The organism is Bythopirellula polymerisocia (genome assembly GCF_007860015.1).
GTDB lineage: Bacteria > Planctomycetota > Planctomycetia > Pirellulales > Lacipirellulaceae > Bythopirellula > Bythopirellula polymerisocia.
Genome location: NZ_SJPS01000001.1, coordinates 745,824 through 769,580 on the forward strand (window position 1 = coordinate 745,824; position 23,757 = coordinate 769,580).

Here is a 23,757-nt window from a genome sequence, read left to right on the forward strand (position 1 = left end):
AACACTTGGTAGTGTACCTGAAATGCGTGGAGGGATGCAATCAAAATGTCGGGACGCTAAGCCGCAATCGGCGGACGGCGAAGTAGGGGGCACATGGTGGCCAGCAGTGCCAGCAGCATGGTGCTAGGTTCGGGGACGGCAGCGAAGAATACTCTGCCTCCGGTTGAAGTACGGGAACCTACCTGTCTCTGCCAAGCGAGGAAGTCGCGTCCATCGAAGTCGCCATCACCATCGGCATCGGCTGCTCCGTCAGTTTTTGCTAGGGGGGCGTTATAGAGTTTTTGCCAGGCCACAAGGTCTTTGCCGTCTACGACGCCGTCTTTGTTGAAGTCGGAGTTGAGGCTTGGATCCAATCCGAATTGGGTCACTCGGAAAGTGACGTGGTCGGGGAAGTACAAGAGCTGCCCCGCAAAGTCGATTCCGTCCGGGGCTTTGAGTACGAGGGAGTCAAAGATGCCGCTGATCGGATCAACGAACGAAAACTTGCCGAGGCCGGTGGCGGTGAGGAAATCGAATTGGGCGCCAAGTGTTGGGACAAACCCAGGCATGAGTTCGATGGCGAGCTTGCCGCCGAGACTGGCGGTCCTGGTGCTGAGTACATCGAAGCCACTTCCTGGGTTCAAGCCGGCGAGTTGGATGTGGAGCGATCCTTCGGCGGATTGTTGAAATTGCCCACTGGGAACTCGCATTATACCGATAGGACTTCCCGGCGAAACGAAGCCTGCATTGATGACTTGAGCCATCGACAAGGAGCCATTGCCGACAATGTTGCCTGTGTTCATGAGCTTGTCACCTCGCACGGTAGAATTGGTAGCGAGATCCAGGGAACCGGCCATAGTCCAAGTATCCGTGGAGGCGAGATCGACATTCAAGGTGGCTCCTGTTTCGAGGACAATGCGTCCGCGATATTCTTGTGGATTGCCGCCGCGTACGATACTGTTGGGAGTCAGATCAAGCCGTTTTCCAGCGCGGACGGTCGTGCCATGGTTGGGACTATCAACTCCCCAGAGATAGGAATTGGGATTGATCGTGCTATTGCCGTCCACCACCAAGTCACCCACTTGATTAATTGTCGCAGTACCAGTGAGTTGGCCTCCAGACATTGTGGTCTGCTTGGGGAGGTAAAGGCTGGAGACTGATGCGGTGACGACTCCACCGGTGCGAACCTGGAGGGGAACATTAAGTGCGAAAGTGGTATGGTTGAAAACAATCGCATTGGTGGTCTGTGTGCCGAGGGTCGCGTCGAGAAAGCTGGTCTGGCTGGCAACATTGGTGTCGTTGAAGTTGAAAGACATGGCCAGTTTGCCATCGAACACTGGAGGAAGGTCTCCTACAACCGGGTTGGGCATGGCGACGTTGGTTGCACCGGCAATGGCGAGCGTGCCGAGACCGGTGAAGTTGCCTCCGCGAAGTGTGGTGGGACCGGCAAGAATCAGCGTGTCTTGTACGGTAGGAAGATTTACGGATGCGGGGCTGTTGAGAATCAGCGGTGCGGAGATCAGGGACTTGCCCGTGACATCGACATTGCCGCCGACGATGACCTCGGCCCCAGTGAGAGTGGCTAAGCGATTTTCATCGTCTCCACCCCGCAGGGAGAGATTGCCCATCATTTTCCAGGGTTGGTTGAACGACATCGTGCGAGTCTCGGCCACAGCAGCCCTACCGTTGAAATCATCGGTGAGTTTGCCAATGACCGATAGATTTCCCAGATTGGCGGTGATCTGCCCTTGTTCCGAACCGTTGCCGTCGAGATCAAGTCGGGCTCCGCCGAGCGTGAGCGTGCCACCGAAGCCGAAGAGCAGGAAGGTACCACCATTGATTTGACCATTATTCACGAGTGTCCCACCGACGAGGGTTGTGCCGGCACCCATGAGCGTGCCTTGACTTTCGATCGTGAGATCACGATCAACGTTCACTAGGCCCGCCGAATTGTAAATATTGACGACACCTTGGTTGATCAACAGATTGTTGGTTTGGAACGAAGACACATTGCCGTTGAGGTTTCCGACGTTCAAATCACCTCGTGTGCCATTCTGGCCAATATTGGTATCTCTAAAAACTTGAAGCTTTTGGCCTTTGACATGCAAAGATGAGGCATCGTTGATCGTTAGTGTTCTTGCTGTGGACTGTCCCGTCTCTTGCACAACGAGTCCGCCGTAGCGGATAAAGACTTCGTTATCGTAATCGGGGATGGCTCCGCCGATCCAGTTGAGGGTGCTATGCCAACTATTGGACTGGGCACCGAGAAAATCGACACGAGGAACATCAAAAGACTGAAAGTGCCGTGTTGTAAATCCGCCGTGACCATCGGGAACGACGACTATCGATTCGTCCCAAGTTCCCAGAATATCTGTTGCCGACGGGAGTCGGCGAATGCTCGTGTTGATCGAGCCGAACATGAGCGACTGCGAAACGCCGGCGTGGTAACCGTCGGATTCATTGACAGACAGATTTAAGCCACCAATCGTAGCTGGGGAAAAGTCGTAATCATCATCGAATCCACTGAAATTATAGCCTAGCATGTGCCCCATTTCGTGGAGCACGACCGAAAGGAGATCGTGCTTGCCGAGGGAGGCGGGCGAGGTAGCCACCCCACTGAAACCAGCTTCCAAAAGAGCCGGCGGGCTACCACCGTAAGCCCTGTCGGCAGCAAGAGGACTTAAATCACGTACCAGCGTCGATTGCATATCGAACTCACTATTGTCAAACGGCGTCGGATCAAAGAACCAGTCGCGCCAATTACCATTGGAGTCCTTGGTGTCAAAGACTAGATCGCGGCTGTCGAGCAACCAACCCGGCTGATGTTGTCCGAGCGTGCCGCCATCGATGTCTTCCCAGCGAAGATCGAACGAGTAATTTTGATCGTCCAGTATGTAGTCACCCCAAATGGCCCCCGCCGCGGCGACGATCGCTTTGAGCTTGGAGCCATCCGGATCAAAGGGTGGCGGGCTCCCTCCCCCGTAATTCATGGAGATAGTAATAGCTTGGGCATTAGGTGTCGAGAACGCCAAGCAAGTCAGGGTGATGACCACTGCCAAGCGGTACCAAGACACGTTGCTCAGGCTGGCAATATGGCGCGAAAACTGGCGGGTGGCAAGTTGGAGGGTAGGGCGGAACATGGGATTTCTCCTGGCACAGGGGGGGGGAAGGGCATAGCTCTCCCCAATTAAGCGGAGAAAGCCTGGAGAGTGTTACAAATGTTTCGTTTCCGCCGAATTGGCCTTGGCTGATGAACATGTTAGATTGGGAATACGGCCAAATCTAATCTCATAGCACTCTCTAAGGATTGCGTCCGATGCGAACTACTACTCGTCGATATTTCTTGCAACAAGGGGCTTTGGTTGGCGGGGCGCTCGCGCTTGGTTCTCGGGCGTTAGGCGCGACAAGCGCCAACGAGCAAGTTAATCTGGGGATTGTCGGGCTGGGATGGCGCGGTGGTCAGCTTATTGATGCCTTCGGCCAAGTCCCTGGCGTAAAGATCGCAGCCATTTGTGATCCAGATAGTGCGCTGGTGGATGAGTGGTCTGCGAAGGTACCCGATGCCCAAACGTTTTCGGATCTTCGCGGCCTGCTTGATCTGGCTGAGCTTGACGCCGTAGCGATTGCGACTTGCAACCACTGGCACTGTCTGGCGGCGTTGTGGGCAATGGAAGCCGGCAAGCATGTGTATGTCGAGAAGCCACTCTGCAATGCCCATTGGGAAGGAGTGCAGGTCGTCAACGCGACGGACAAATATCAGAAGATCTGCCAGATCGGCACGCAACAACGCTCCGCGCCGATGCAGGCTGAGATCAAGCAAATTCTCCATGAAGACAAACTACTAGGACCAATCGAGTGGGTTCGAGTGAATCGCTACGGAGTTCGGGCATCCATTGGCAAGCGAGATACGCCGCTTGCGCCTCCAGCGACGCTCGACTACAACGTGTGGCTCGGTCCTGCGGCGGATCAGCCAATCTATCGCGACAATTGGCATTACGACTGGCACTGGGATTGGAACACCGGGGCCGGCGAGATGGGCAACTGGGGCGTGCACCTTTTAGATGATGTACGGAACAATGTATTCCGAGATTCTGTTGCGTTCCCTCAACGCGTGGTTGCAGCAGGAGGTCGGTTCGGCTGGCATGATGCAGGGAACACTCCCAACGTTCACTTTGCGCTGCTGGATACAGGCACGATCCCCGTGGTGATTGCCTTGACTAACCTTCCCGAGAAAGCCGGGAGTGAATCGTCGCCAAAATGCCCCGGCCCGGGGAGTGGCTACATCGCCTACTGCGAGGGAGGACGTTTGGAAGGTCAGCGGGGAAGTGCCAAGGTGTTTGATGCCGAGGGGAAACTCATCAAAGACATCGAGAGTCCCGATGGCATGGTTTTGCATCAGAAGAATTTTATTGATGCCGTTCGCAACCATTCGCCGGGCTCGCTCAACGCGCCGGTCAAAGAGGGTCACCACTCAACCGCCTGGTGCAACATGGCAAACTATGCCTACCGAGCTGCCCAGGAATCTGCAGCTAGTGGCCCGACCAATCCCACAAAAGCTATCGAACGACTTGGTGCGGGAGCTGGGCTTACTGCCTCGGCCGCGACGATTTTGGAACAGCTCAGTCGTGTGGCGGCCAATAACGAACCGGGTACAAGCGTCGAGGAATTCTCTCTGGGTCCTGTGTTAACCTTCGACGGCGAGAGCGAGCAGTTCACAGGTGCTCATGCAGAGACGGCCAATCAATACTTACGAACGATGGGTCGCGGGGAGTTTATGGTGAAGGAAGTTTGAGATTGAGCATCCAATTAGTAGGTGCAACCTAGTTTCCTAAGTTCAACTTTCGCAGTAATTCGTAACAAAATTGCCAGCATCCGGCGATCTTTGAGCGCCTCAATTCGCAAACACCGAGCGTAAGGGGAACTGATCCAAGACGAGCGGCCATTCTGAGCCCTTTGCCAATAGACCTGAAGTTGAGCGAACCATCTGCGGCGACTCGACCGAGACATCCCTTCTCTCCCGGGGCGTGGGTTGACGAGTTTGCTCGCAGTATGATCGCAAGGAGAAGAGAATGCTAAAAGAATGGGCTGTCGAAGGCGAGATCCGCTCCGCCTCATGAATCTCGGCCGCCGCAACGTACCAAAGGAAATCTACACGCCACAGCTTACTGTCTTGGTTAGATGATTCCCGCCACCAGCGAGACATTTTGCCCGCCGAAGCCAAAGCTGTTCGAGGCACTGACATCGCACTTCGCTTCTCGTGCCACGTTGGGGATGTAGTCCAGATCGCACTCGGGGTCGGGCGTTTCGTAGTTGATTGTTGGCGGCAAGACCTTGTGCTTCATCGCCATTAGACAGATGATCAACTCCGTCGCCCCGGCGGCGGCGATCAAATGGCCCGTCATGCTTTTGGTACTTGAGACGGGGAGCTTGTCGGCATGCTCGCCGAACACCTGGCGAATGGCCAGAGATTCCACGCGGTCGTTTACCGCCGTACTAGTGCCGTGGGCGTTGATGTAGTCGACGTCGGTTGGATCCTTGCCCGCATCTTTGAGCGCCATCTTTAGGCAACTGATCCCCCCGCGTCCTTCCGGGTGGGTATCGGTGATGCGAAACGCGTCGGCCGTCGTGCCGTAACCTAGCAGTTCGCCGTAGATCGGTGCACCGCGCTTGCGGGCATGTTCGTATTCTTCGAGCACGACCATCGCCCCCCCTTCGCCGAGCACAAAGCCATCGCGGTTTTTATCGAAGGGACGCGATGCCCGCTCGGGCTCGTCGTTCCGCTCGCTCAGCGCGGTGAGCAAGTTGAAACCTGTCACGCCAAAGGGATGAATCATGCTATGGGCTCCGCCCGAAAGCATCACGTCCGCCTCGCCACTTCGAATAATCTCGGTCGCTTCACCGATGGCCTGACTGCTGGCAGCACAGGCGGTGAGACAATTCACGTTGGGTCCCTGAGCGTCGAACATCCCTGCCAGGTAGCCAACGGGCATGTTGGGTTCCTGCTCCAGTTCGGCCTGCGGGTCGAGAATCTTCAGTCCCTCGGTGACAAAGGCATGCATATCGAGATCGCCGCCCTGCACGGCGGCGGTCATCATCTGCGAAAAATTGAAGAAGTCCTGGCTCCCCTCGCCGGCACCCAGGTAGACGCCAAACCGCGTCGGTTCGACCGTTCCCAGTACGCCCGACTCCGCCATGGCCTGCTGGGCAGCACCAGCCGCAAAACATGTATGCCGACTGCGGTCAGCCCATTCAGCAGCATCGAGCCCGACGTCCGCCACTGACCAATCCTTCACCTCGGCAGAGATCTTCGTGGGGAAACTGCTCGCATCAAAGATCGTGGTGCGACCCACACCACTCTTGCCAGCCATCAGATTCGCCCACAGCGAGTCGACCGTGGTTCCCAAAGGTGTAACACAACCAACCCCAGTGATAACAACGCGACGACGCATGATGAATGTCTCCAAGGAGATGCTTTCAATGTCATTCCCGCGCAGGCAGGGATCTAGTTCTTCCGGAGGCCAAATGGATTCCCGCCTGCGCGGGAATGACGAATCTTGTCAACTCAACACCAGCTAAACCACGGCCGATGTTTCCACCAGCGGATATTCTGCTTCGCGGATTCGCGTGCCATCTTGACGGACGCCAACTTCAAACACGCCTACCAACTGAAGCCAATGCCGGAGATCGCGCGGGCGGAACAGTGGAACCCCGCCAGTGACGTCGTTCGATTCATCCAGTCGGGCGAAAAACAATTGCGCCTCGGCGTGCAACCGCTCTCCGACGCGGGCTGTTGCGGAGACTACTGCCCCATCCCGACGCAGGCTGTCGACGGTCACGCGGTAGGTAAGTGTCTCGCCATTGCGCACATACGAATGAAAGCTCACCTTCGCCAGCTTGGCCAGCACGACCAGTTCCGAGAAACCGTAGTGCTCGCTCACGAGCAACCCACCCGCCTGAGCAATTCCCTCAGTCACCAGCGAATTGGGCATGATCGGATATCCGACAATGTGCTCGTGCATATGAGGCTCGGCTAGCGACACCCCCTTTACCGCCACGGCATGGGAGTCGCAGACGAACTCGGTGAATCGATCTATCCAAAACCAACGCATAGTGTTGTTCCAAAAGGGATGGACTGTCCAGGGTCGGGACGACCCGGCTCGCTACGCGGCCAATTTGTGCTCCACAAAATTGCACATGTCTTGCACAGTAAGCTCTTGGGCCAAGTTCTGCACGATCGGATTCGACTCAAACTTCGATAGATCGGCAAACGGCATCCGCTCTTTCAGCTTAGCGACTCCCTCGGCATTGACCTTGCCGTCCTGCACGTAGTCGACATTCGTGAGAATGTCCTCGGGAAACAACTCGCCCCGCTCGATCTTGATATCAAAAGCTTTTTCCAGCCGAAACACGATATCCAAAAAGTCGATCGACTCCGCATCCAAGTCTCCTTGAAGCGTCGCTTGGGGCGTAACTTCGTCATCATCGACCCCCAAGGCATCGACCAACGCTTCTCGCACTTTGTCAAAAATTTCTTCGCTACTTGGCATGGCTAAACAATCCTCCGCAAAAATGGTTGGTATATGTGGTCCGTTGTCAGTGGTCGGTTGCAACTGACAACCGAAAACTCTCTTTCCTATTATGTTGGTATTACCGTTGTGTTCAAACTTCGGGTTAGCAGCTTCTCGGTCCCTCGTTGATATTCGATCAGACGGGCATCGAAATCAGCCTGTTCAGGGTCGGTGTCGGCAAGATTAAACCGCTCGATGACAAGTCGACCGCTCACCGAGGATTTGCCCTCCACTTCCCCCTTGAACTTAAAGCTGGCAAAACGCTCGTCCTTTTTCGTCTGTTGGACTCGAATCGTGAGGGTGTGGCCGGGGGCAACAAAGTCGGCATATTTCACCGCGCTCGCCTCATGGAGCACGATGATGCTGTGCGCATAGTTCTCACTCAGCCTGAGAAACCACACACAAGCCTGCGTGGCCGCCTCGAGCATAAACACGCCCGGCAACACAGGAAACTCAGGAAAATGATCTGCGAGATACTCTTCCGAGAGCGTCACATTTTTCACTGCCGTCAATTCAGCATCGGGCTCAAAGGAGGTGATCCGATCGAGTAGCCAAAAACGCATAGGCTGGTGCCCCGCAGACGGACAATGAGTCTGGTAGATGTGTTGATTTGGGTTAATTGGGAAAACAGCGAACTGGCGATTATAGCTGGACTTCTCCACGCCGACAACGCCCCAGCGCACCCCCTTCAAGTCCCCCTTTTCAAGCTACTTCGGCAGTTCGCACCACGTAGGCAAACTCTACCGTCTAGCACTAACTTCTAACCTTCAGCCTCTCTACTTCACTCACGCGTCAGATTCTGGATCAGTCCCCGCGCCTGATCCACCAGGGGCTGTAATTCCCGGTTGTCCTTATATGAGGAGACGATGCCGTCTAGAACACGTCGGGCCTGAAACAGATCGCCCGCCTGGATTAGTGACTTGGACAATGCCAACTGATCTCGCACGAAGTCAACTTGGCTCTTACCGCTTACAGGGTCCGATTTCAGATTCGTGATCCGCTGACGGGCCAATCCCGCAAATGCCCGGTCGTAGTCATCGTCGCTGTTCTTGAACATCGACACGAGCGCGTCGTACCGCTGCCAGGCTGTGATCCGATCTCCTTGCTTCTCAAATCCCCATGCCTCTGTGTAAAGCCTCTCGGCTTCGCTTTCGGCAGGCCGACCCAGTCGGTCATTATTCTTCGCGCGGGTCTGCGCTCGATACATCAAGTAGCGGTCTTCAAAGGCCTCGATTTCGTCGGCATACTTCGTGCCCGGATACTGCTCCAAGAGGGGCTTGAGATACTGCTCTTCGGCCCGCTTCCAGTCGACCGGGCTCTCGGACTCCATAAAAGGTTTTGCCCCTGCAAACAAAGCGTCTTCATCCGCAGGCATCAGCGACCACACCGCCCCCGCCAACAACAGCAACAAACATATCCCCAGGAACCAGGCACGCTCATAAAAGGGACTTGTGTCCCGCTTCTTACGACGAAAGCCTTTCGACAGTCGTCGCAATTCCTGCCGGTCGCCGCCAACTTGCAATACACCCGACTTGCCCGCGAGCGCATCCTGTGTAGCCCCCACACCGGCAGCCACTTTCTGCATGGCAGAAACTATCGCACGATGCGCTTCGTCCGCCGACGAGAGACGATCAGCCCGTTTTACTTCCAGCAATTTAGCGACCAACGCATCCAACCAGACCGGGCAATCGAGCACCTTGGAAGCGATCCGCGGTGCAGGACTATTTCGTCGAGCCTGGATTAATTCAGAGGGAGTATTCGCTGCCCAGGGTAATTCTCCCGACAGACATTCATAGAGGATCACGCCAACACTAAACAAATCGCACGGAGGGAGCGTCGCGGATTGCTTCCCGCGGAATACTTCGGGTGCCAGATAAGGGGCCACCTCCATCGGGCAGCGCAGTCCCAGCACTTCATCCCGATCCACCCACACACAATCAAAACCAGCCAACTTCACCCCACCACCCTCCGGTAGCAAGACGCGACTGGGCGTGAGCCGTTGATGAACAAATCCATGCTGATGGGCATGCCTGAGGCCCTCTAAAATCCCGTCGGCATGCTCGACCGCGAGTTCCCAGGGCAACTTGCCGCGCCGTTCCAATAGATCTCGTAGCGATTCACCGGAGACCAACTCGAGCGCTAGATAGGGCTGGCCTTCTTCGATCGCGCCCCCCAGATAGCGGATGATCCCCGGATGCACAAGCTTCTGCAGTCGTTTCACATCGGAGGCAAACATGTTGCCCCCCATCAACTTCCCTACAAGGTTGGCGGAAAGTAACTTGACCGCCATCGAGGTCTTCCGCTCCAGATGCAATCCGCGCAGAACATTGGCCTCACCTCGCGGGTCGAGGGTTTCTTCCAACACAAAAGGACCAATTCGCGAGCGCTGCATCGGCTACAGGGTTTGAGGGAGGAATTGTCGTGGTAACCCCCTCCATTGTAATTGAACGGATGGTCCACAGCGAGGTGGATTCACTACCCCTCCTAGCCGTCGCCGCAAGCAGGCGGTTGAACCAAGTAAACTCTAATTACACTCTGCTTGAAGCAGGCTACAAATCCATCGGCATGACACGCACGTTGCGAAACGCCACGGCACCGTGATCCAGTTGTAGCATGAGCTCTGCTTTGGCAACTTCGGGCAAGGGCGTGGATGCGTTGCCGGTGGGCGAGTCGACTTCGACATTCTGATGAATTGTCTGACCGTTGAGTATCACGGAGATGAACTCGGCGTTCTTGATTTTCTTGCCAGCACTATCAAAACGAGGTGCCTGGAACACGATCTCCAAGGTCTGCCACTCGCCAGCAGGTTTGGCCGCGTTTTCCCGTGGCGGCACACCCTCGTCGATATAATTCAAACCTTTGCCATCCTCTCGAAACAACCAGTGCGGATAAATGCCACCACACTCTTTGGCCGTCGGTTTTTCCTTGTCGTGACTATCGTAAAGCTGAATTTCGTAACGCCCCTGCAGCTTGACGCCCGAGTTACTTCCATTGCCAATCAAGAATTCTAGCTGGACCTTGCAATCGCCGAATTTCTGCTTGCTGAGCAAGTTGTTCCCTTCACCAAATGGGGATTTCGAGAGAGCCGCGAGCACTCCCTCACCAGGAAGGGCCGTTAGCTTCTGTGAATTCGGTATCAACTGCACATCACCACACGAAGTCACGTTCTCACCGATTGCGGCAATCCCTTTTGGACCTTTGTCGCCAACGAGTTCGATCCATTGTCCGGCTTCCTCTGATTTCACTGGATACGCTGGAATGACAGAAAGTATTAGCAGACTCAAAACAAAACAGTTTCTAGGCTTCATATGATGATATCTCTTTTTGAATAGCAAGGAGTCAGTAATTCTTTAGTCAATCGTTTTGCCCTAAGCACACTTCGCGGCATCCTTTTCATTGTAATCTTCCCGCTGCACTTACGGCGAGGCGGACAATACTGAGATTATTGAAGCTGTTCTCGCCAGGTACCAATTTAAGATCCCCAACTCTCAATCCCTGCCATACTTCGGTTTTTCGCTGTTTGCACCAATTCGAAATGCGGTAGAAATCAGATTTTCACTCAGCTGGCTGAAACCCTGTTACGATAAGGATCACGGATCCGTAAAACCATTCGTAGCTTGAGTCAGTTTCAGGCTCGACTCGTATGTTGCAGATCCTATAGAAAAGTACTGATTCTGAAGAGCTAATTCTCTTATTCCCTTCTCGATTAAGTCCTGGAAATCAAATTGTGAGAGTGATGTGAGTTCGACCCGATAGGGACCAAAATTTACCGCGGTCGGCAAGGTGCTGGAGTAGTACGGCGCCGCTCTTCGCTATGTGGCTCATAGCCAAGACTGGCGACTTGAGTTCACCGGCATGGTATGTCATGATCGTCGCTATCGTGTCGCTTCTATTCTATTCACACTCCCGTTACACCCACGGGTCAGCAGTCACTAATTATGACGGCTGATCCCTGAATACTCGATTCGAACATTAGGCATCGCTGTCCGAATATAGATGCCTGCGATTGGTTGTTGCAACCGTCACCGTGAGTTATGTACCATGCCGAGAGCAGTTTTTGTGTTTTCTTTACGTTCCATTTGAGGATCCACAGAAAAACTTGTAATGAACACGCCCTACACACTCCAGCTCGATCAGATCGACCGCAGCAAAGTTGCAATCTGCGGTGGGAAGGGGTCATCGTTGGGCGAGTTGGTCCGCGTGGGGGTGCGCGTGCCGACTGGTTTCGTCGTGACTCGCTCGGCATTTGATTCGTTCATGACTGCTGCCGATCCAGATCGACGCGTTCCTCGCTGGTTGGCCGAAGTCGACTCTGGAGGAACATCAGTAGCAGTCGCGGCAGAGGCGATTGCCGAACTACTCGGCGAAGCGGAAATTCCTGAAGAAATCCTCGCTGCTATCGAGAGCGGTGCCAAGAATCTCAATATCGAGAGTGTTTCTGTACGCTCGAGCGCAACCTGCGAAGACGGGACTTCCAACGCCTGGGCTGGTCAACTCGATACGTTCCTGGACGTTGCGCCCGAAGACATCGCGTCACAAGTGCAGGCCTGTTGGATGTCGATCTTTCGTGCGCCGGCGTTGGCATACGGAGCAGCTCATGGCTACGGTGCCGGCGAATTCGGCGTGGCGGTTGTTGTTCAAGAAATGATTTCGAGCGAAGTCTCTGGCATAGGTTTCTCGGTCCATCCTGTCACTCAAGAACCCGACGTGCGGCTCATTGAGGCCTGCTTCGGACTGGGTGAAGCGATTGTTTCGGGCAAGATCGTACCTGACCAGTACGTAGTGAAACGCGGTGCACAGGAAATCATGGAGAGTTCTCAAGGTGGACAGCGCCAGGGCCTCTTTCTGAATCATGGCGAACCTGAACCACAGTGGCGCGAGTTGGGATCCCGCGGTTCCGAGCCTAAATTGACCGATGCGCAGGTTCTTGAATACGCACGACTCTTGGATCGAATCGAGGATCACTATGGTTTTCCCGTCGATACCGAGTGGGCCTTGACGGGGGACGAGTTTCATTTATTGCAGGCCCGTCCCATCACGACACTCGCCCAGGAATACCGCGAAGAAATCGTCGACCATGCGGAACCTTGGATGTCCATTGTGCGGCGGCCGCTTCCACTGCTTGAGGCGTCGATCATTGGCTATTGGCTCGACAGTCGGCATGCGGGGCACGATTTCGGATTTCACTGCGACCGATTTCTTGCGATTCAAGATAGTGCCGACTTGACCACAATGTTTCCGCCAAAGAAGAGCTTCGAGGCGGCACTCGAGCATATCCGCCATCTCGATCGCACGGATCGAGGCAAGTTAGTCGCCTTCTTGGAACGCGGACGAAAAATCTACCAGCGTGGCTTTGAGCAAATCGAGCAAGGAGAAACCTTCAGGGATCTAGACGACGCGATCGAACACTTTATCGAAGTGGGACGCTACACAACAAGTCTTCCTTCAGCTACGTTGATCGCCTTGGAACAAGGCCATATTGACGACCCACAAGTCCGCGAGATCGCTGAGGAACTTCGCTCGCATTCGCTGTATCCTCGGTACTTGAGCAAGCTGATCGAACCAATCGTCCAGGAATTGATGCTCCGCCTCGGTTTTAGCGAGCCTGACCGCGCCCCCGAATTAGTAACCTGGCGCGAGTTACATCAAAAAAGCATCAATCGAGAGACCCTGGAAGATCGCCTTGAGAAAGTTCGTGCTGGTCAGAGATTCGTCCATCAAATTTTGGGCGACGAGGAGCGGCTCAACTTTGTCACTGAAACCGGATACTTACTCATGCGCGAGATGGGCCACCGGCAGATCTTTCCGCCGGACGACCCCAATCAAATCTCTGGTCAGACTGCTTGGCCTGGTATCCATCGTGGCCGTGCGCGGGTCGTGCTAACCTCCGAGCCAGAAGGGATCGAACTCAATGACGGCGAGGTACTCGTCTCGATCCAATCAAACCCCAACCTCATGCCACTACTGCGCCACGCAGGCGCAATCGTCACCGACGACGGTGGTGTTGCCTGCCACGCGGGGATCATCTGCCGAGAACTCAAGATTCCAACCATAATCGGCACCGGCCGGGCAACGTCAACGATTTGCGAGGGAGACCTAGTCGAGGTAGATGCAATTAACCAAGTTGTTCGGATCATTGAACGCGCGGAAAACAAATAGCTTTAAGTCAGCTCGCGGAGCTCAGGTTGTTCAGTATCTACGAAAGGATTCAATAAGATTATCTGTCTCAACTATTCCAACGTAATCAATAGATCCCCCGCCTCGACCTGGCTGCCCGTACCAACATGTACGGAGGCAATCTTGCCAGCGGTTTCGGCGGCGATTGTGGTTTCCATTTTCATCGCTTCTAGCGTCATCAGTTTTTGACCCTGCGTGATTTCATCCCCCGAGTCAACCGCCACTAATACCACCATGCCCGGCATGGCCGAGCCGATCTGTTTGGCATTATTGGGATCGGCTTTGGGTGTGGTCTCGCCCTTTGATTCCAGCGAATGATCCTTCACCGTCACGTCGCGCGGATGGCCATTGAGCTCAAAGAATACGCTGCGGGTGCCGTCGGCATGGGGATCGCCGATCGTGAGAAACTTGATAATCAGTGTCTTGCCCGGCTCGATCTCGACTGTGATCTCTTCTCCCGCCTCCATGCCGTGTAGGAACACAGGAGTCGGCAACAAACTTGTGTCGGAGTATTGATCCCCATGCTGGGCAAACTGCTCGAATACTTGCGGATACATTAGATAAGCGACAATCTCTTGTCGCGATGGCTCGTGGCCGAGCATTTTAGCGACTTTTTCTTGCGTATCTTTCATATCAGCAGGAGGCAGGCTCTCGCCGGGGCGACCTTCCAAAGGTTTTTCGTCTCGCAAAATGCGGTCCCGCACCTTCGTAGGAAATCCACCCTCCACTTGCCCCATCCGTCCGCTCAAGAGATCGAGCACGGAACGAGGGAATGCCAACTCACGGTCGCTCTCCATCAACTCCGCACAGCTCATATCGTGAGCAACTAGAAACAGCGCCATGTCACCCACTGCTTTCGAGGTGGGGGTCACCTTAACGATGTCGCCAAAAAGTCTGTTCACATCGGCATATACTTTGCAGATTTTCGACCACTGAGAAGCGAGCCCCAGCGCATGGGCCTGCTGAAAAAGATTCGTGTACTGCCCGCCAGGCATTTCATGTTGATAGAGGTCGGCACCGGCGGCTAGCGTGGGACTTTCAAACACCGAGTAGAATTCGCGTGTTTCACGCCAGTATTCTGAGATCGCATCCAGTGCAGCCGAGTTGAGCTTTGATGCTCGCGGCGTGAATCGCAACCCCTCGACCATCGTGTTGAGATTGGGCTGCGATGTGCCACCCGACATCGCTGCAAGCGCCCCGTCAGCAATGTCGAGTCCCACTTCGGCCGCATTGAGAATCGACGAAGCCTGCATCCCCCCAGTGTCGTGCGTGTGAAAATGTATCGGGAGATCGACCTCATCCCGCAGCGCCTTTACCAGCACCTTAGCCGCATGCGGTTTGCAAAGTCCGGCCATGTCTTTGATGGCCAGAATGTGCGCCCCCATTTTTTCCAATTCTTTGGCAAGCTTAACATAATACTTGAGGTCGTGCTTCGCGCGGTCTGGGTCGAGGATGTCTCCTGTATAGCAGATCGCCGCCTCGCAAATCGCGTCAGTCTTCTGCACCGCTTCCATGGCGACACGCATGTTGGGGGTCCAATTGAGCGCGTCGAAAATTCGAAACACGTCGATTCCCGCATCCGCTGCCTCGCGAACACACAACTCAACGACATTATCTGGGTAATTCGCATACCCCATCGCACTTGAAGCCCTTAGCAACATCTGAAACAGGATGTTCGGAATCTTCTCGCGCAGCAACTCAAGCCGTTTCCAAGGGGATTCCTTCAGAAATCGCATCGAAGTGTCGAAGGTCGCCCCACCCCACATTTCGATCGAAAATAACTCGGGCAAAAGCCGCGCGTATGCCTCGGCAATCTGACACAGGTCGTAAGTGCGAAACCGCGTAGCCAGCAAAGATTGGTGGGCATCCCGCATGGTCGTGTCGGTCCACAACAAGGGTTGCTCGTCCTTCACCCAGCGGGTAAATCCAGTGACGCCTAGTTTCTTGAGTCGATCGCGTGTTCCCGTCGGAATTTGTCCCTCGGCCAACTCGGGTAAGACCACTGGCGCTCGCCGTACCGTTGCCGGTTTGCGAGCAACCGTTGAGTTGCCGTTGACGACTACTTCGCCAATGTATTGCAAGAGCCGCGTCGCCCGATCTCGTCGCTGCACAAAATCAAATAACCCCGGCGTGTCATCAATAAATCGCGTGGTGCACTCGCCCGCTAAAAAATTAGGGTCGGTCACCAGGCGAATCAAAAACGGGATATTCGTCTTCACTCCCCGCACGCGAAATTCCTGCAAGCTCCGCTCCGACCGCCTTGCAGCGTCCACAAACGTCCTTCCCCAGGTAGATACCTTTACCAACAACGAATCGTAAAACGGATACACCACCGCCCCGGAAAATGCCGTCCCCGCATCCAGTCGAACCCCCATCCCACCTGCCGAGCGATAGTGAGTGAGCCTTCCATAATCTGGCATAAACCGATTCGACGGATTCTCGGTCGTCACGCGACATTGCACGGCAAATCCCGTCGTCTTGATGTCCTGCTGAGAAGGAAGACCGACCGCCTCGGAATCTAGCCTTTCACCTTGTGCGATGAGGATCTGCGACCGCACCACGTCGATGCCAGTCACCTCTTCGGTGACAGTGTGCTCGACTTGAATCCGCGGATTCACCTCGATGAAATACAGTTCGTGCGTGTCGGCATCGACCAGAAACTCGACCGTCCCTGCGTTGTCATATTTCACGGCCCGACCAATCTCCAGTGCTGCCTCACACAGTGCGTTGCGAACCTTGGTCGGCAGATTCGGCGCGGGGGCAATCTCTACCACCTTCTGATGCCGCCGCTGTACCGAGCAATCCCGTTCAAAGAGATGCACCAAGTTACCATGCCGATCCCCCAGCAGTTGCACCTCGATGTGCCGGGCACGCTGGATGTACTTTTCGACGAAAATCTCTGGACTGCCAAACGCCGTGAGGCTCTCGCGGCGGGCCGCCTCGAATGAACTCTCAAACTCCTTGGGATCAGTCACCACCCGCATCCCTCGGCCACCACCACCATGGGCTGCTTTCAAGATTATGGGGAATCCCAGCTTGGTTGCAGTCGCTAAACCATCCGCCGCCTCGACGATCGGCTCGGCACTTCCACCCAACACCGGCACACCCACCTTGGTCGCCAACTTACGCGCCTCTAGCTTGTCTCCCAGATTCTCCAGCAGATCAACCCGCGGACCAACAAATGTGATGTCCGCATCGGCACACGCCCGAGCGAAATCAGGATTCTCTGAGAGAAAGCCATATCCCGGATGAACCGCGTCAATATCATGCGATTTGGCCAGTTCAATGACCCCCGGGATATTCAGATATGCCTGGAGCGGCTTCCCCTCTTCACCGATCAGATAGGCCTCATCGGCCTTGAATCGGTGCAGCGCATAGCGATCTTCATGCGAGTACATCGCTACCGTGCGGATACCCAACTCGTGGGCACTGCGAAAAACGCGAATGGCAATCTCGCTGCGATTAGCAGCCAGCAGACGGCGGATGGGTTTCATATGTTTCTCAAAACTGTCGGTTAACTCTTGCTACAGGGCCAAGTGAGTAGCCTGGATTTTGTTCCATCGCTGTGATCTGTGCTTGCCGACTATTGCGCCCAGGTACCACAACCGAAAGCGCTGTCCCCGGGGTCCCTTGGTTGGGATACAACACAACTTCCCACAAGCTAAACATTCCCGCCGTGTAAGCCTGCAATTGAAGTTGCAGCTTCTGAAATTGAGCTGTTTGCTCAGCGCTCTGCTGAAAAGCCTGCGCTTGCGACTGGAGGTATAAAGCCGACTCTTGTTGGTCTTCATACTTCTGGGCGGAAGCGGCCCAGCGATCCCAGCCCGGCTTCAGCGCTAACAATGCCTTCTCACTAAACAGAAAAAACGGTACCGCATAATGATTCCCATTGGACAGCTCCATGAGAACTCCCTCAGTGGTAAAAGTCTGTGGCGCGCCACGGACTCGTCTGAGCCAGTCAAATAATCCAGCCCTATCGGTAATATCACGCTCGGTAAAATGTGCTGCCACTAGGGGTGCAATCTTTTGATAGACCTCGGGAAGATTTTCGAACTTGACGTCGTTAACAAAGATCGTACCCCGGGCCATGCGAAACGTGACATCACGCCGCATGTAATCGACTACCTTACCGATGACCTTCAGGCCATTCCGCATTTCCCAGACTTGATCTCCCTTGCCCGCTTTCTCCAGAGCAATCTTGGCCTCTTCCGACTTGGCATACTCTTGATCCTTTTCGGAAAGCTGCTCCATATCGACACCAACCAGTGTCTTGTCAGTTTTCTGTATCACCACGTCCGCACCATCGAAGGCAACCAGATCCCCTTCCAGGGAGTAGTTTCCCGACTTGTCGGTCCACACCCGCGCATCCGCGTTCAGCCCAAACCATGTCGCAGCGAGTACCATTGAAATCATGAACCGAAGCATCGTAAACTCCCAAGCAAAAACTTGTGCCGACCAAACAACCCCCGACAGTCTTGCCAGTATAGCGGACCGACTCCCGAGTTCCACTGCCAGCAACGCCCTGGGATTGCAATCCCAGGGCGTTGGCAATTGTTCGTGAAAATGCTTATCCTTATGTTAGAACCCTCCAAGGCAAACTTTCCCATGAAATCCCCCGTCATTGTCGATTGCTGCCGCACCCCTATTGGCCGCTCCCACGCGGAGAAAGGGGTCTTTCGTCAGGTCCGTTCCGACGATCTCGCCGTCGCCGTCGTCCAAGCAATTGTCGAACGTACCGGAATAGACCCCGCCGAGATCGAAGACCTCGTCCTTGGCAATACCCAGCAGCAGCGTGAACAAGGCTTCAACATCGGCCGGATCGTCGGACTCATTGCTGGCCTGCCGAGCAGCGTCCCTGGGGCCACGATTAATCGCCTTTGCGGCAGCAGCCTGCAAGCAATCAACCAAGCCTCCCATTCGATCATCGCCGGGGGGGAAGACGTGCAAATCGTCGGCGGACTCGAACACATGCAGCATATTCCCATGGACGCAGGCGTCGATTTCAATCCCAAGCTCTTCCACGCCACGAGCAAGGGCGCTCTGCACATGGGCTACACGGCCGAGTTTCTTGCCCAGTCACAATCCATAAGCCGCGAGTCCCAGGATGAATTCGCTCTGGCAAGTCACAAAAAAGCAGCCGCCGCCACTGAGGCCGGTGAGTTTGCGAGCGAAATCATCCCCGTCTGGGGACTCGACGAAGCCGGCAACCGCGAGCTAGTTACCGCCGATCAGTGCATTCGCCCCGACACGAGTCTTGAGGCACTCGCCGCCTTGAAACCTGCCTTCATGCCCGGCATCGGCACCGTCACCGCCGGTAACAGTTCCCCACTCAATGACGGCGCCGCGGCACTGTTGATAATGAGCGAAGAGAAAGCCAAGTCACTCGGTCTGAAACCTTTGGTGCGAGTCCTTTCCACCGCCGTCGCCGGTGTCGATCCCGCCGTGATGGGTACTGGCCCTGTCCCTGCAACCAAGAAAGCCTTAAAGCGTGCCGGCCTCAAGCTCAATGACATCGACCTAGTGGAACTCAACGAAGCTTTCGCCGCCCAAGCGCTCGCTTGCATGCAGATGCTCGAATTCGACGCGGCAAAAGTGAATGTGCGTGGCGGTGCCATTGCCATTGGCCATCCCTTAGGCGCCAGCGGCGCCCGCATCTCCACCACGCTTATCCACACCATGATTGATCGAGGAGCCACCCTCGGGCTCGCCACCATGTGCATCGGCATCGGCCAAGGCATCGCGACGGTGTTTGAACGTGTGTAGTGAAACGTGACTTACACTCGCACTCAAAGCCCAGGGATTGTAAACCCTGGGCGTTGAGTTGTCTCACATTTCAGAATCTCAGTGATCCGAGTAAACCCGTGTGCTCTCTTCCTTCGTGATTGGGTCGCGAATTTCGTCCGTCGTTACCTGCACGCGTAGCCGCTGATCCCCAGCTTGCACGCCCTGTGCTGTGATCCTGAATGTCGCCTCCGCTTTCGGTCCTAGCGACGGAATCGGCGCGAACACCACGCGGTCACCTTGTACGCTCGTTTGCGTATTGCCGTTTCCAGAAATCGCTCGCAAGCCCGCGGGCATGATCGCTATCACTTGCACATTGGCCGCCGCCTTGGATCCCTGGTTCATGACGCGAATTTCATAGTTCGCCTCACCACCGACCTCAATCGGGTCATCACGATCGATCACTTCAAACATAAGTGCCGCGATTCCCTCGACCGTCACTTCTTTCACGGTCTGATCCGTCAACCCATCGCGGGCTTTCGTGCTGATCTGCAGCGTGTGCTGCCCAGGTTCGACCGGAAGCGCCACCAACTCAACCATCCCGCGCTCATTCGCCGGCAACTCCGCTAGGCTCCAGAACACGCTGTGCTGTGCCGCGTCATACTCACCCAGATTGTTCGCACTCACAAACTGCAAACCCTTTGGCAAGTGGGTCACCAACTGAATCTCTTTCGCAGGGGCGGTCCCCGGATTGTCGATACTCACCTGATACGTCGCCGGACGCTCCAGGAATCTCCGTTCCGGCCCTTCGACCGTGAGTCGCAACTCGGGGGCAATCACCTCGAAATCGCAACTCGCCTCAACCGATAAACCCGCTTCTGCCCGGGCCGTCATCGTGTTTGTTATCCTTCCCGCCTGCTCAGCTGTTAGCACCAACTCCAACCGCCGCGACTCGCCAGGAGCCAGGATTCCCATTTCAAATTCCAACGCCGGCCCTGCCTCGTGGCTCACTCCGGCAGGCACCGTTTCGAGCAGCATTACCCCACTCGCCGCACCACTGCCAGGATTACTCACTTCAATCTGTACCAGGTGCTTTTCACCCACATGTACCTGCGGCGGCGAGGTGAGTCGCAGTGCCAATTCCGGTTTTGTGCAACGTGCCTTGGCCGATGCCTGGGCGGCTAGCGTCACCGTGGCGACACTTCCTAACTCACCCTCCTCAGCAGGAATCAATTCCATCTCGACCGTCCGTTGTTCGCCAACAGACAACGTCCCCAAGTCCCACACGACCTTAGATCCCGAGACTGAAGCTCGAGGTGCCGTGCCGACCAGTTCCGTACCGAGCGGAACCTCATCATGGATCTGTACATTCTGCGCCGTCCGCTGTCCGGTGTTCTGCACCCGAATTGCAAACGTGCAGCGTTTACCAACTTGAATCTCCGGCGGGGCAAGTTTCTGAATCGTTAGCGAAGGACTCTGAGTTCCTTCGAGTAGTTTCTCGCCAGGTCGACCTGTCCCTGGTTGTGTCGCTAACCCCGGCGTCGGCGTCATCCCCGTTGTCGAGAGATCGACGCTGCTCTTTTGCGGAGCAGCCGGTGTCGGATACTCCGATTCATTTTCCATAATCTCAAACCCGGGAGTTGGCCCACGCGGAGGAGCATCGGCCGTCCGCATGTCTACCGCCGGCGGTAGACTCGGCATCGGCTGAGCCGCCTCATACCGACCCGCGCTCACTGGTGTGGCTTGTGTCTGAGCAGCGGCCGCAAACGGGTTATTCCCCTGCGGCAATCCCACCGGAGCACTTTGCACAGCAGCAGGCGTTGGTTCTAAAGGACGCGCCTGTTCCAGCGCTGCCGAGAGCGGATTCTGCTGTGCCTGAGCCGGTGCACCCGCGTCAAACGCGGCCTGTGCATCGACTTCTTCAAAGGCAGCCACGGTGGCAACTTCCTGACTAGCCCTCAGCGGATTCGAATCAGGCCCCTGTCCGCGCGTCACATCCTCTGCGACTGGTTCCGGCTCAAGCGGCGGCAATTGTGGCTCGCTAGAATAGCTCGCATATCGATCCCCCAACTCACTGGCTTGGGGAGTTGCAATCTGAAACTTTTCTGTAGGATGCGATTCTTCACTTGGGGTTCCGGTAGGAATATCCGCCGAACCAAAAAGCTGCTGAGCCTGTTGATTCAATTGCGGTGGCTCGGGCTTCTCTGCCGCAAAAAGATTCTTTAGTTCATCCGTAGCCGTCGGCGCACTTCGCGTTGTCACTCGTTCCGCCGCATCAGTTGAGGACCAATACCAAAATCCTCCACCACAACCGGCGGCAACCACCAGAACTGCCGTGGCAGGCAGCCAAAGGCGACGAATCAAAGAACGGCGAACAACAGTTGTTTCCATGGGAGAACCCCGAATTGAAGCAGGCGTGATTCAAAAAGATTGCGGAGGAATGCCGAGCCAGCGCACACCGCCAGACTCGCGCGGCAAAGATGTAGCAAAACCAAGCCCCAACGCAAACCCCAATGCGCAATTTTGCTAGCAAACAATCGCTTCAATCAGGCCAGCCGGATCTAACGAGGCAGAGTGGAGCGAGTTCCCCTCGCTGTAAACACCGCCGCACATCCCACCACCTCAACCGACACCTCTGCAAACCGCTCGGTGAGCTCTTTCTCCAGCCACTCCAGAGTGTCTTGTGTATTCGAAAAGATCCCCTGGCTGTTGTACGACTTCATGAACCGCTTCGCCAGAAAATTCCGCGGCACATCGCCCTGCAGTAGCGTCGCACCAAACAAGACAGCATTCGGGTTCATCACCGCTAGCAGATTGTCGAAGACGACTGCTTTCGATTCCATCGTCCCCGGCAGGCAATGCAACAAGTAGTTGATGCCGACTGAATCAAACTTAGTTATTTCGGCAACGATCTCCGTGGGGGGATGTTCTAACACATTGTATCTGTATACTTCGGGCCGATACCGGGAGATCCTCTGCGAAGCATACGCCAAGGCATCTGCATTGAGATCCAACAGAGCGATCCGCGGTTCACTTTCCGTAAACCGACAGCGATCAAGAAAGTAGCCTGTCCCGACGCCAACATCCAGATGATTGCCCGTGACATACCGATCGTAGTGCTCCAGCAACCGCCACGTCGGACACCGCCAGACAAATCGATTCGACACCCCTAGCACGAACCAGTCATACAACGCGAGCGTCCGCCGAGTATAGACAGCCTGCCCCGCTTCAACTTGCTCCTGACTAACGCCCATTCAGATATATTAATCTCGATGCCAGGCTACCGCCATAATTACTTTAGGTGCCTCTCATGCTTCGGCCGTTGAACCTTCAATGACTTGCGTTGCAAAACTCTCATAGGCCCCACCAATTTGTTTCGCCATCGAGTCAGGAAACGCGTGAAATTTGTCTGTCGCCAAAGCATCGATAATTGCATCCGCGACGAGCGAGGGTGGCTCTGCGACCTCGTCGAGGCCTGCATTGCTTGCCATATCCGTTGCGATCGGACCCGGATGAACGCTGACGACTTGGATCCCATCATCGCTCAACATCGTCTTGAGGGCCTGAGTGATCGAATAGGCAGCGGCTTTTGAAGCCGCATAAGTTGCGAAATCTGGAAAGCTCCTCAGAGACGCAACCGAATTCAGTTGCACGAAGCCTCCGCCACCATTTTTCTTCAGAACCGGCGCAAATGCCTGGGCTACGCGTATCAACCCGTAAACGTTCACATTCATTTCGAATTTCAGTGCGTCCACAGCATCCTCAGCGAGTGGTGATGCTACGCGCAGCACGCCGGCATTGTTGACCACCAGCGTCACGTCACTGGCAGCTTTGGCCGCGGCTTCGATAGATTCGGGCTTCTCCAGATCAAACTCGATCGGCACAACTCGACCTCCGTATTCACTGACTAATTCATCCGCAGAGGAAGGCTTGCGCACCGCGGCATAAACTTTCGCTGCCCCGCGATCCAGCAATCCCTCGACGATCGCTTTGCCAATCCCGCGATTAGCACCGGTAACCAGGGCGACGCTGTCTTTAATTTGGTAGCTCATATTTAATCCTTTGAGTATTTCTTGTTCAGGAGTGGGTCGATGACCTCGGATCTCCAAAGCCTAGCTGGTCTCTAATATGAATTCTTACCAAATCACTGTGAAAAGAAAGTAGTGACTGACTTTTGAAAAATTCGACCACTTTGATGGTTCTGGCCATCCGTTTTAGTCTCTCAAGAACCAATCGGACAATGTTGTGTCTAATTGGTAAATAAGGCCGAAATCTGCTGATTGACAGCTGAAACCTCTCGCTTCTGACTTAC

The 23,757-nt window shown here is 55.2% G+C and carries 15 protein-coding genes; 3 read left to right on the top strand and 12 right to left on the bottom strand.

The window, feature by feature from the left end; genetic code table 11:
* Positions 1-56: 56 nt before the first annotated feature.
* The gene (locus Pla144_RS03005; RefSeq protein WP_146447824.1) at positions 57-3,119 is read right to left on the bottom strand and encodes a dockerin type I domain-containing protein; all 3,063 of its coding nucleotides are present in this window, start codon (positions 3,117-3,119) and stop codon (positions 57-59) included.
* Between the two features lie 176 nt (positions 3,120-3,295).
* On the opposite strand from Pla144_RS03005, the gene Pla144_RS03010 reads away from it, so the two are divergent.
* The gene (locus Pla144_RS03010; RefSeq protein WP_146447825.1) at positions 3,296-4,771 is read left to right on the top strand and encodes a Gfo/Idh/MocA family protein; all 1,476 of its coding nucleotides are present in this window, start codon (positions 3,296-3,298) and stop codon (positions 4,769-4,771) included.
* Between the two features lie 382 nt (positions 4,772-5,153).
* On the opposite strand, the gene Pla144_RS03015 is transcribed toward Pla144_RS03010, so the two are convergent.
* The 6 genes from Pla144_RS03015 to Pla144_RS03040 all read right to left on the bottom strand — a co-directional run bounded on the left by Pla144_RS03015 (position 5,154) and on the right by Pla144_RS03040 (position 10,855).
* Positions 5,154-6,428: a beta-ketoacyl-[acyl-carrier-protein] synthase family protein gene (locus Pla144_RS03015; protein WP_146447826.1), complete on the bottom strand. Its 1,275-nt coding sequence runs from the start codon at positions 6,426-6,428 to the stop codon at positions 5,154-5,156.
* Positions 6,429-6,551: 123 nt separating this feature from the next.
* Positions 6,552-7,088, bottom strand: a complete 537-nt coding sequence (locus Pla144_RS03020; protein ID WP_146447827.1) for a 3-hydroxyacyl-ACP dehydratase FabZ family protein — start codon at positions 7,086-7,088, stop codon at positions 6,552-6,554.
* 51 nt (positions 7,089-7,139) lie between these two features.
* Complete coding sequence (locus Pla144_RS03025; RefSeq protein WP_146447828.1) at positions 7,140-7,526, bottom strand: acyl carrier protein; 387 nt, start codon at positions 7,524-7,526, stop codon at positions 7,140-7,142.
* An 89-nt stretch (positions 7,527-7,615) separates the two neighbouring features.
* Positions 7,616-8,110, bottom strand: a complete 495-nt coding sequence (locus tag Pla144_RS03030) for a 3-hydroxyacyl-ACP dehydratase FabZ family protein (protein WP_146447829.1) — start codon at positions 8,108-8,110, stop codon at positions 7,616-7,618.
* Between the two features lie 218 nt (positions 8,111-8,328).
* Positions 8,329-9,939: a serine/threonine protein kinase gene (locus Pla144_RS03035; RefSeq protein WP_146447830.1), complete on the bottom strand. Its 1,611-nt coding sequence runs from the start codon at positions 9,937-9,939 to the stop codon at positions 8,329-8,331.
* A 157-nt stretch (positions 9,940-10,096) separates the two neighbouring features.
* Positions 10,097-10,855, bottom strand: coding sequence for a 3-keto-disaccharide hydrolase (locus Pla144_RS03040; RefSeq protein ID WP_146447831.1), 759 nt, complete (start codon positions 10,853-10,855; stop codon positions 10,097-10,099).
* 796 nt (positions 10,856-11,651) lie between these two features.
* Here Pla144_RS03040 and Pla144_RS03045 point away from each other — a divergent pair.
* Positions 11,652-13,706 (top strand): PEP/pyruvate-binding domain-containing protein, encoded by a 2,055-nt coding sequence (locus Pla144_RS03045; protein ID WP_146447832.1) that lies wholly within the window; start codon positions 11,652-11,654, stop codon positions 13,704-13,706.
* A 71-nt stretch (positions 13,707-13,777) separates the two neighbouring features.
* Here the strand turns inward: Pla144_RS03045 and Pla144_RS03050 are convergent, their stop codons facing one another.
* Together Pla144_RS03050 and Pla144_RS03055 are read right to left on the bottom strand one after the other, a co-directional pair.
* Positions 13,778-17,218 carry a pyruvate carboxylase gene (locus tag Pla144_RS03050; RefSeq protein ID WP_146447833.1) on the bottom strand — a complete coding sequence of 1,147 codons (3,441 nt, stop codon included), beginning with the start codon at positions 17,216-17,218 and terminating at the stop codon, positions 13,778-13,780.
* A 7-nt stretch (positions 17,219-17,225) separates the two neighbouring features.
* Positions 17,226-18,149: an SHD1 domain-containing protein gene (locus Pla144_RS03055; RefSeq protein ID WP_146447834.1), complete on the bottom strand. Its 924-nt coding sequence runs from the start codon at positions 18,147-18,149 to the stop codon at positions 17,226-17,228.
* Between the two features lie 180 nt (positions 18,150-18,329).
* Here Pla144_RS03055 and fadA point away from each other — a divergent pair, with 180 nt between their 5' ends.
* Positions 18,330-19,487 (top strand): acetyl-CoA C-acyltransferase FadA, encoded by a 1,158-nt coding sequence (fadA, locus tag Pla144_RS03060; RefSeq protein WP_146447835.1) that lies wholly within the window; start codon positions 18,330-18,332, stop codon positions 19,485-19,487.
* A 78-nt stretch (positions 19,488-19,565) separates the two neighbouring features.
* Here fadA and Pla144_RS03065 read toward each other — a convergent pair whose 3' ends face one another.
* From Pla144_RS03065 to Pla144_RS03075, 3 genes are all read right to left on the bottom strand, one after another.
* Positions 19,566-21,836 carry a DUF11 domain-containing protein gene (locus Pla144_RS03065; RefSeq protein WP_146447836.1) on the bottom strand — a complete coding sequence of 757 codons (2,271 nt, stop codon included), beginning with the start codon at positions 21,834-21,836 and terminating at the stop codon, positions 19,566-19,568.
* A 170-nt stretch (positions 21,837-22,006) separates the two neighbouring features.
* Positions 22,007-22,699 carry a class I SAM-dependent methyltransferase gene (locus Pla144_RS03070; RefSeq protein WP_146447837.1) on the bottom strand — a complete coding sequence of 231 codons (693 nt, stop codon included), beginning with the start codon at positions 22,697-22,699 and terminating at the stop codon, positions 22,007-22,009.
* A gap of 54 nt (positions 22,700-22,753) precedes the next feature.
* A complete protein-coding gene (locus tag Pla144_RS03075; protein ID WP_146447838.1) occupies positions 22,754-23,497 on the bottom strand; it encodes an SDR family oxidoreductase in 744 nt (247 codons plus the stop codon).
* Between the last annotated feature and the right edge of the window lie 260 nt (positions 23,498-23,757).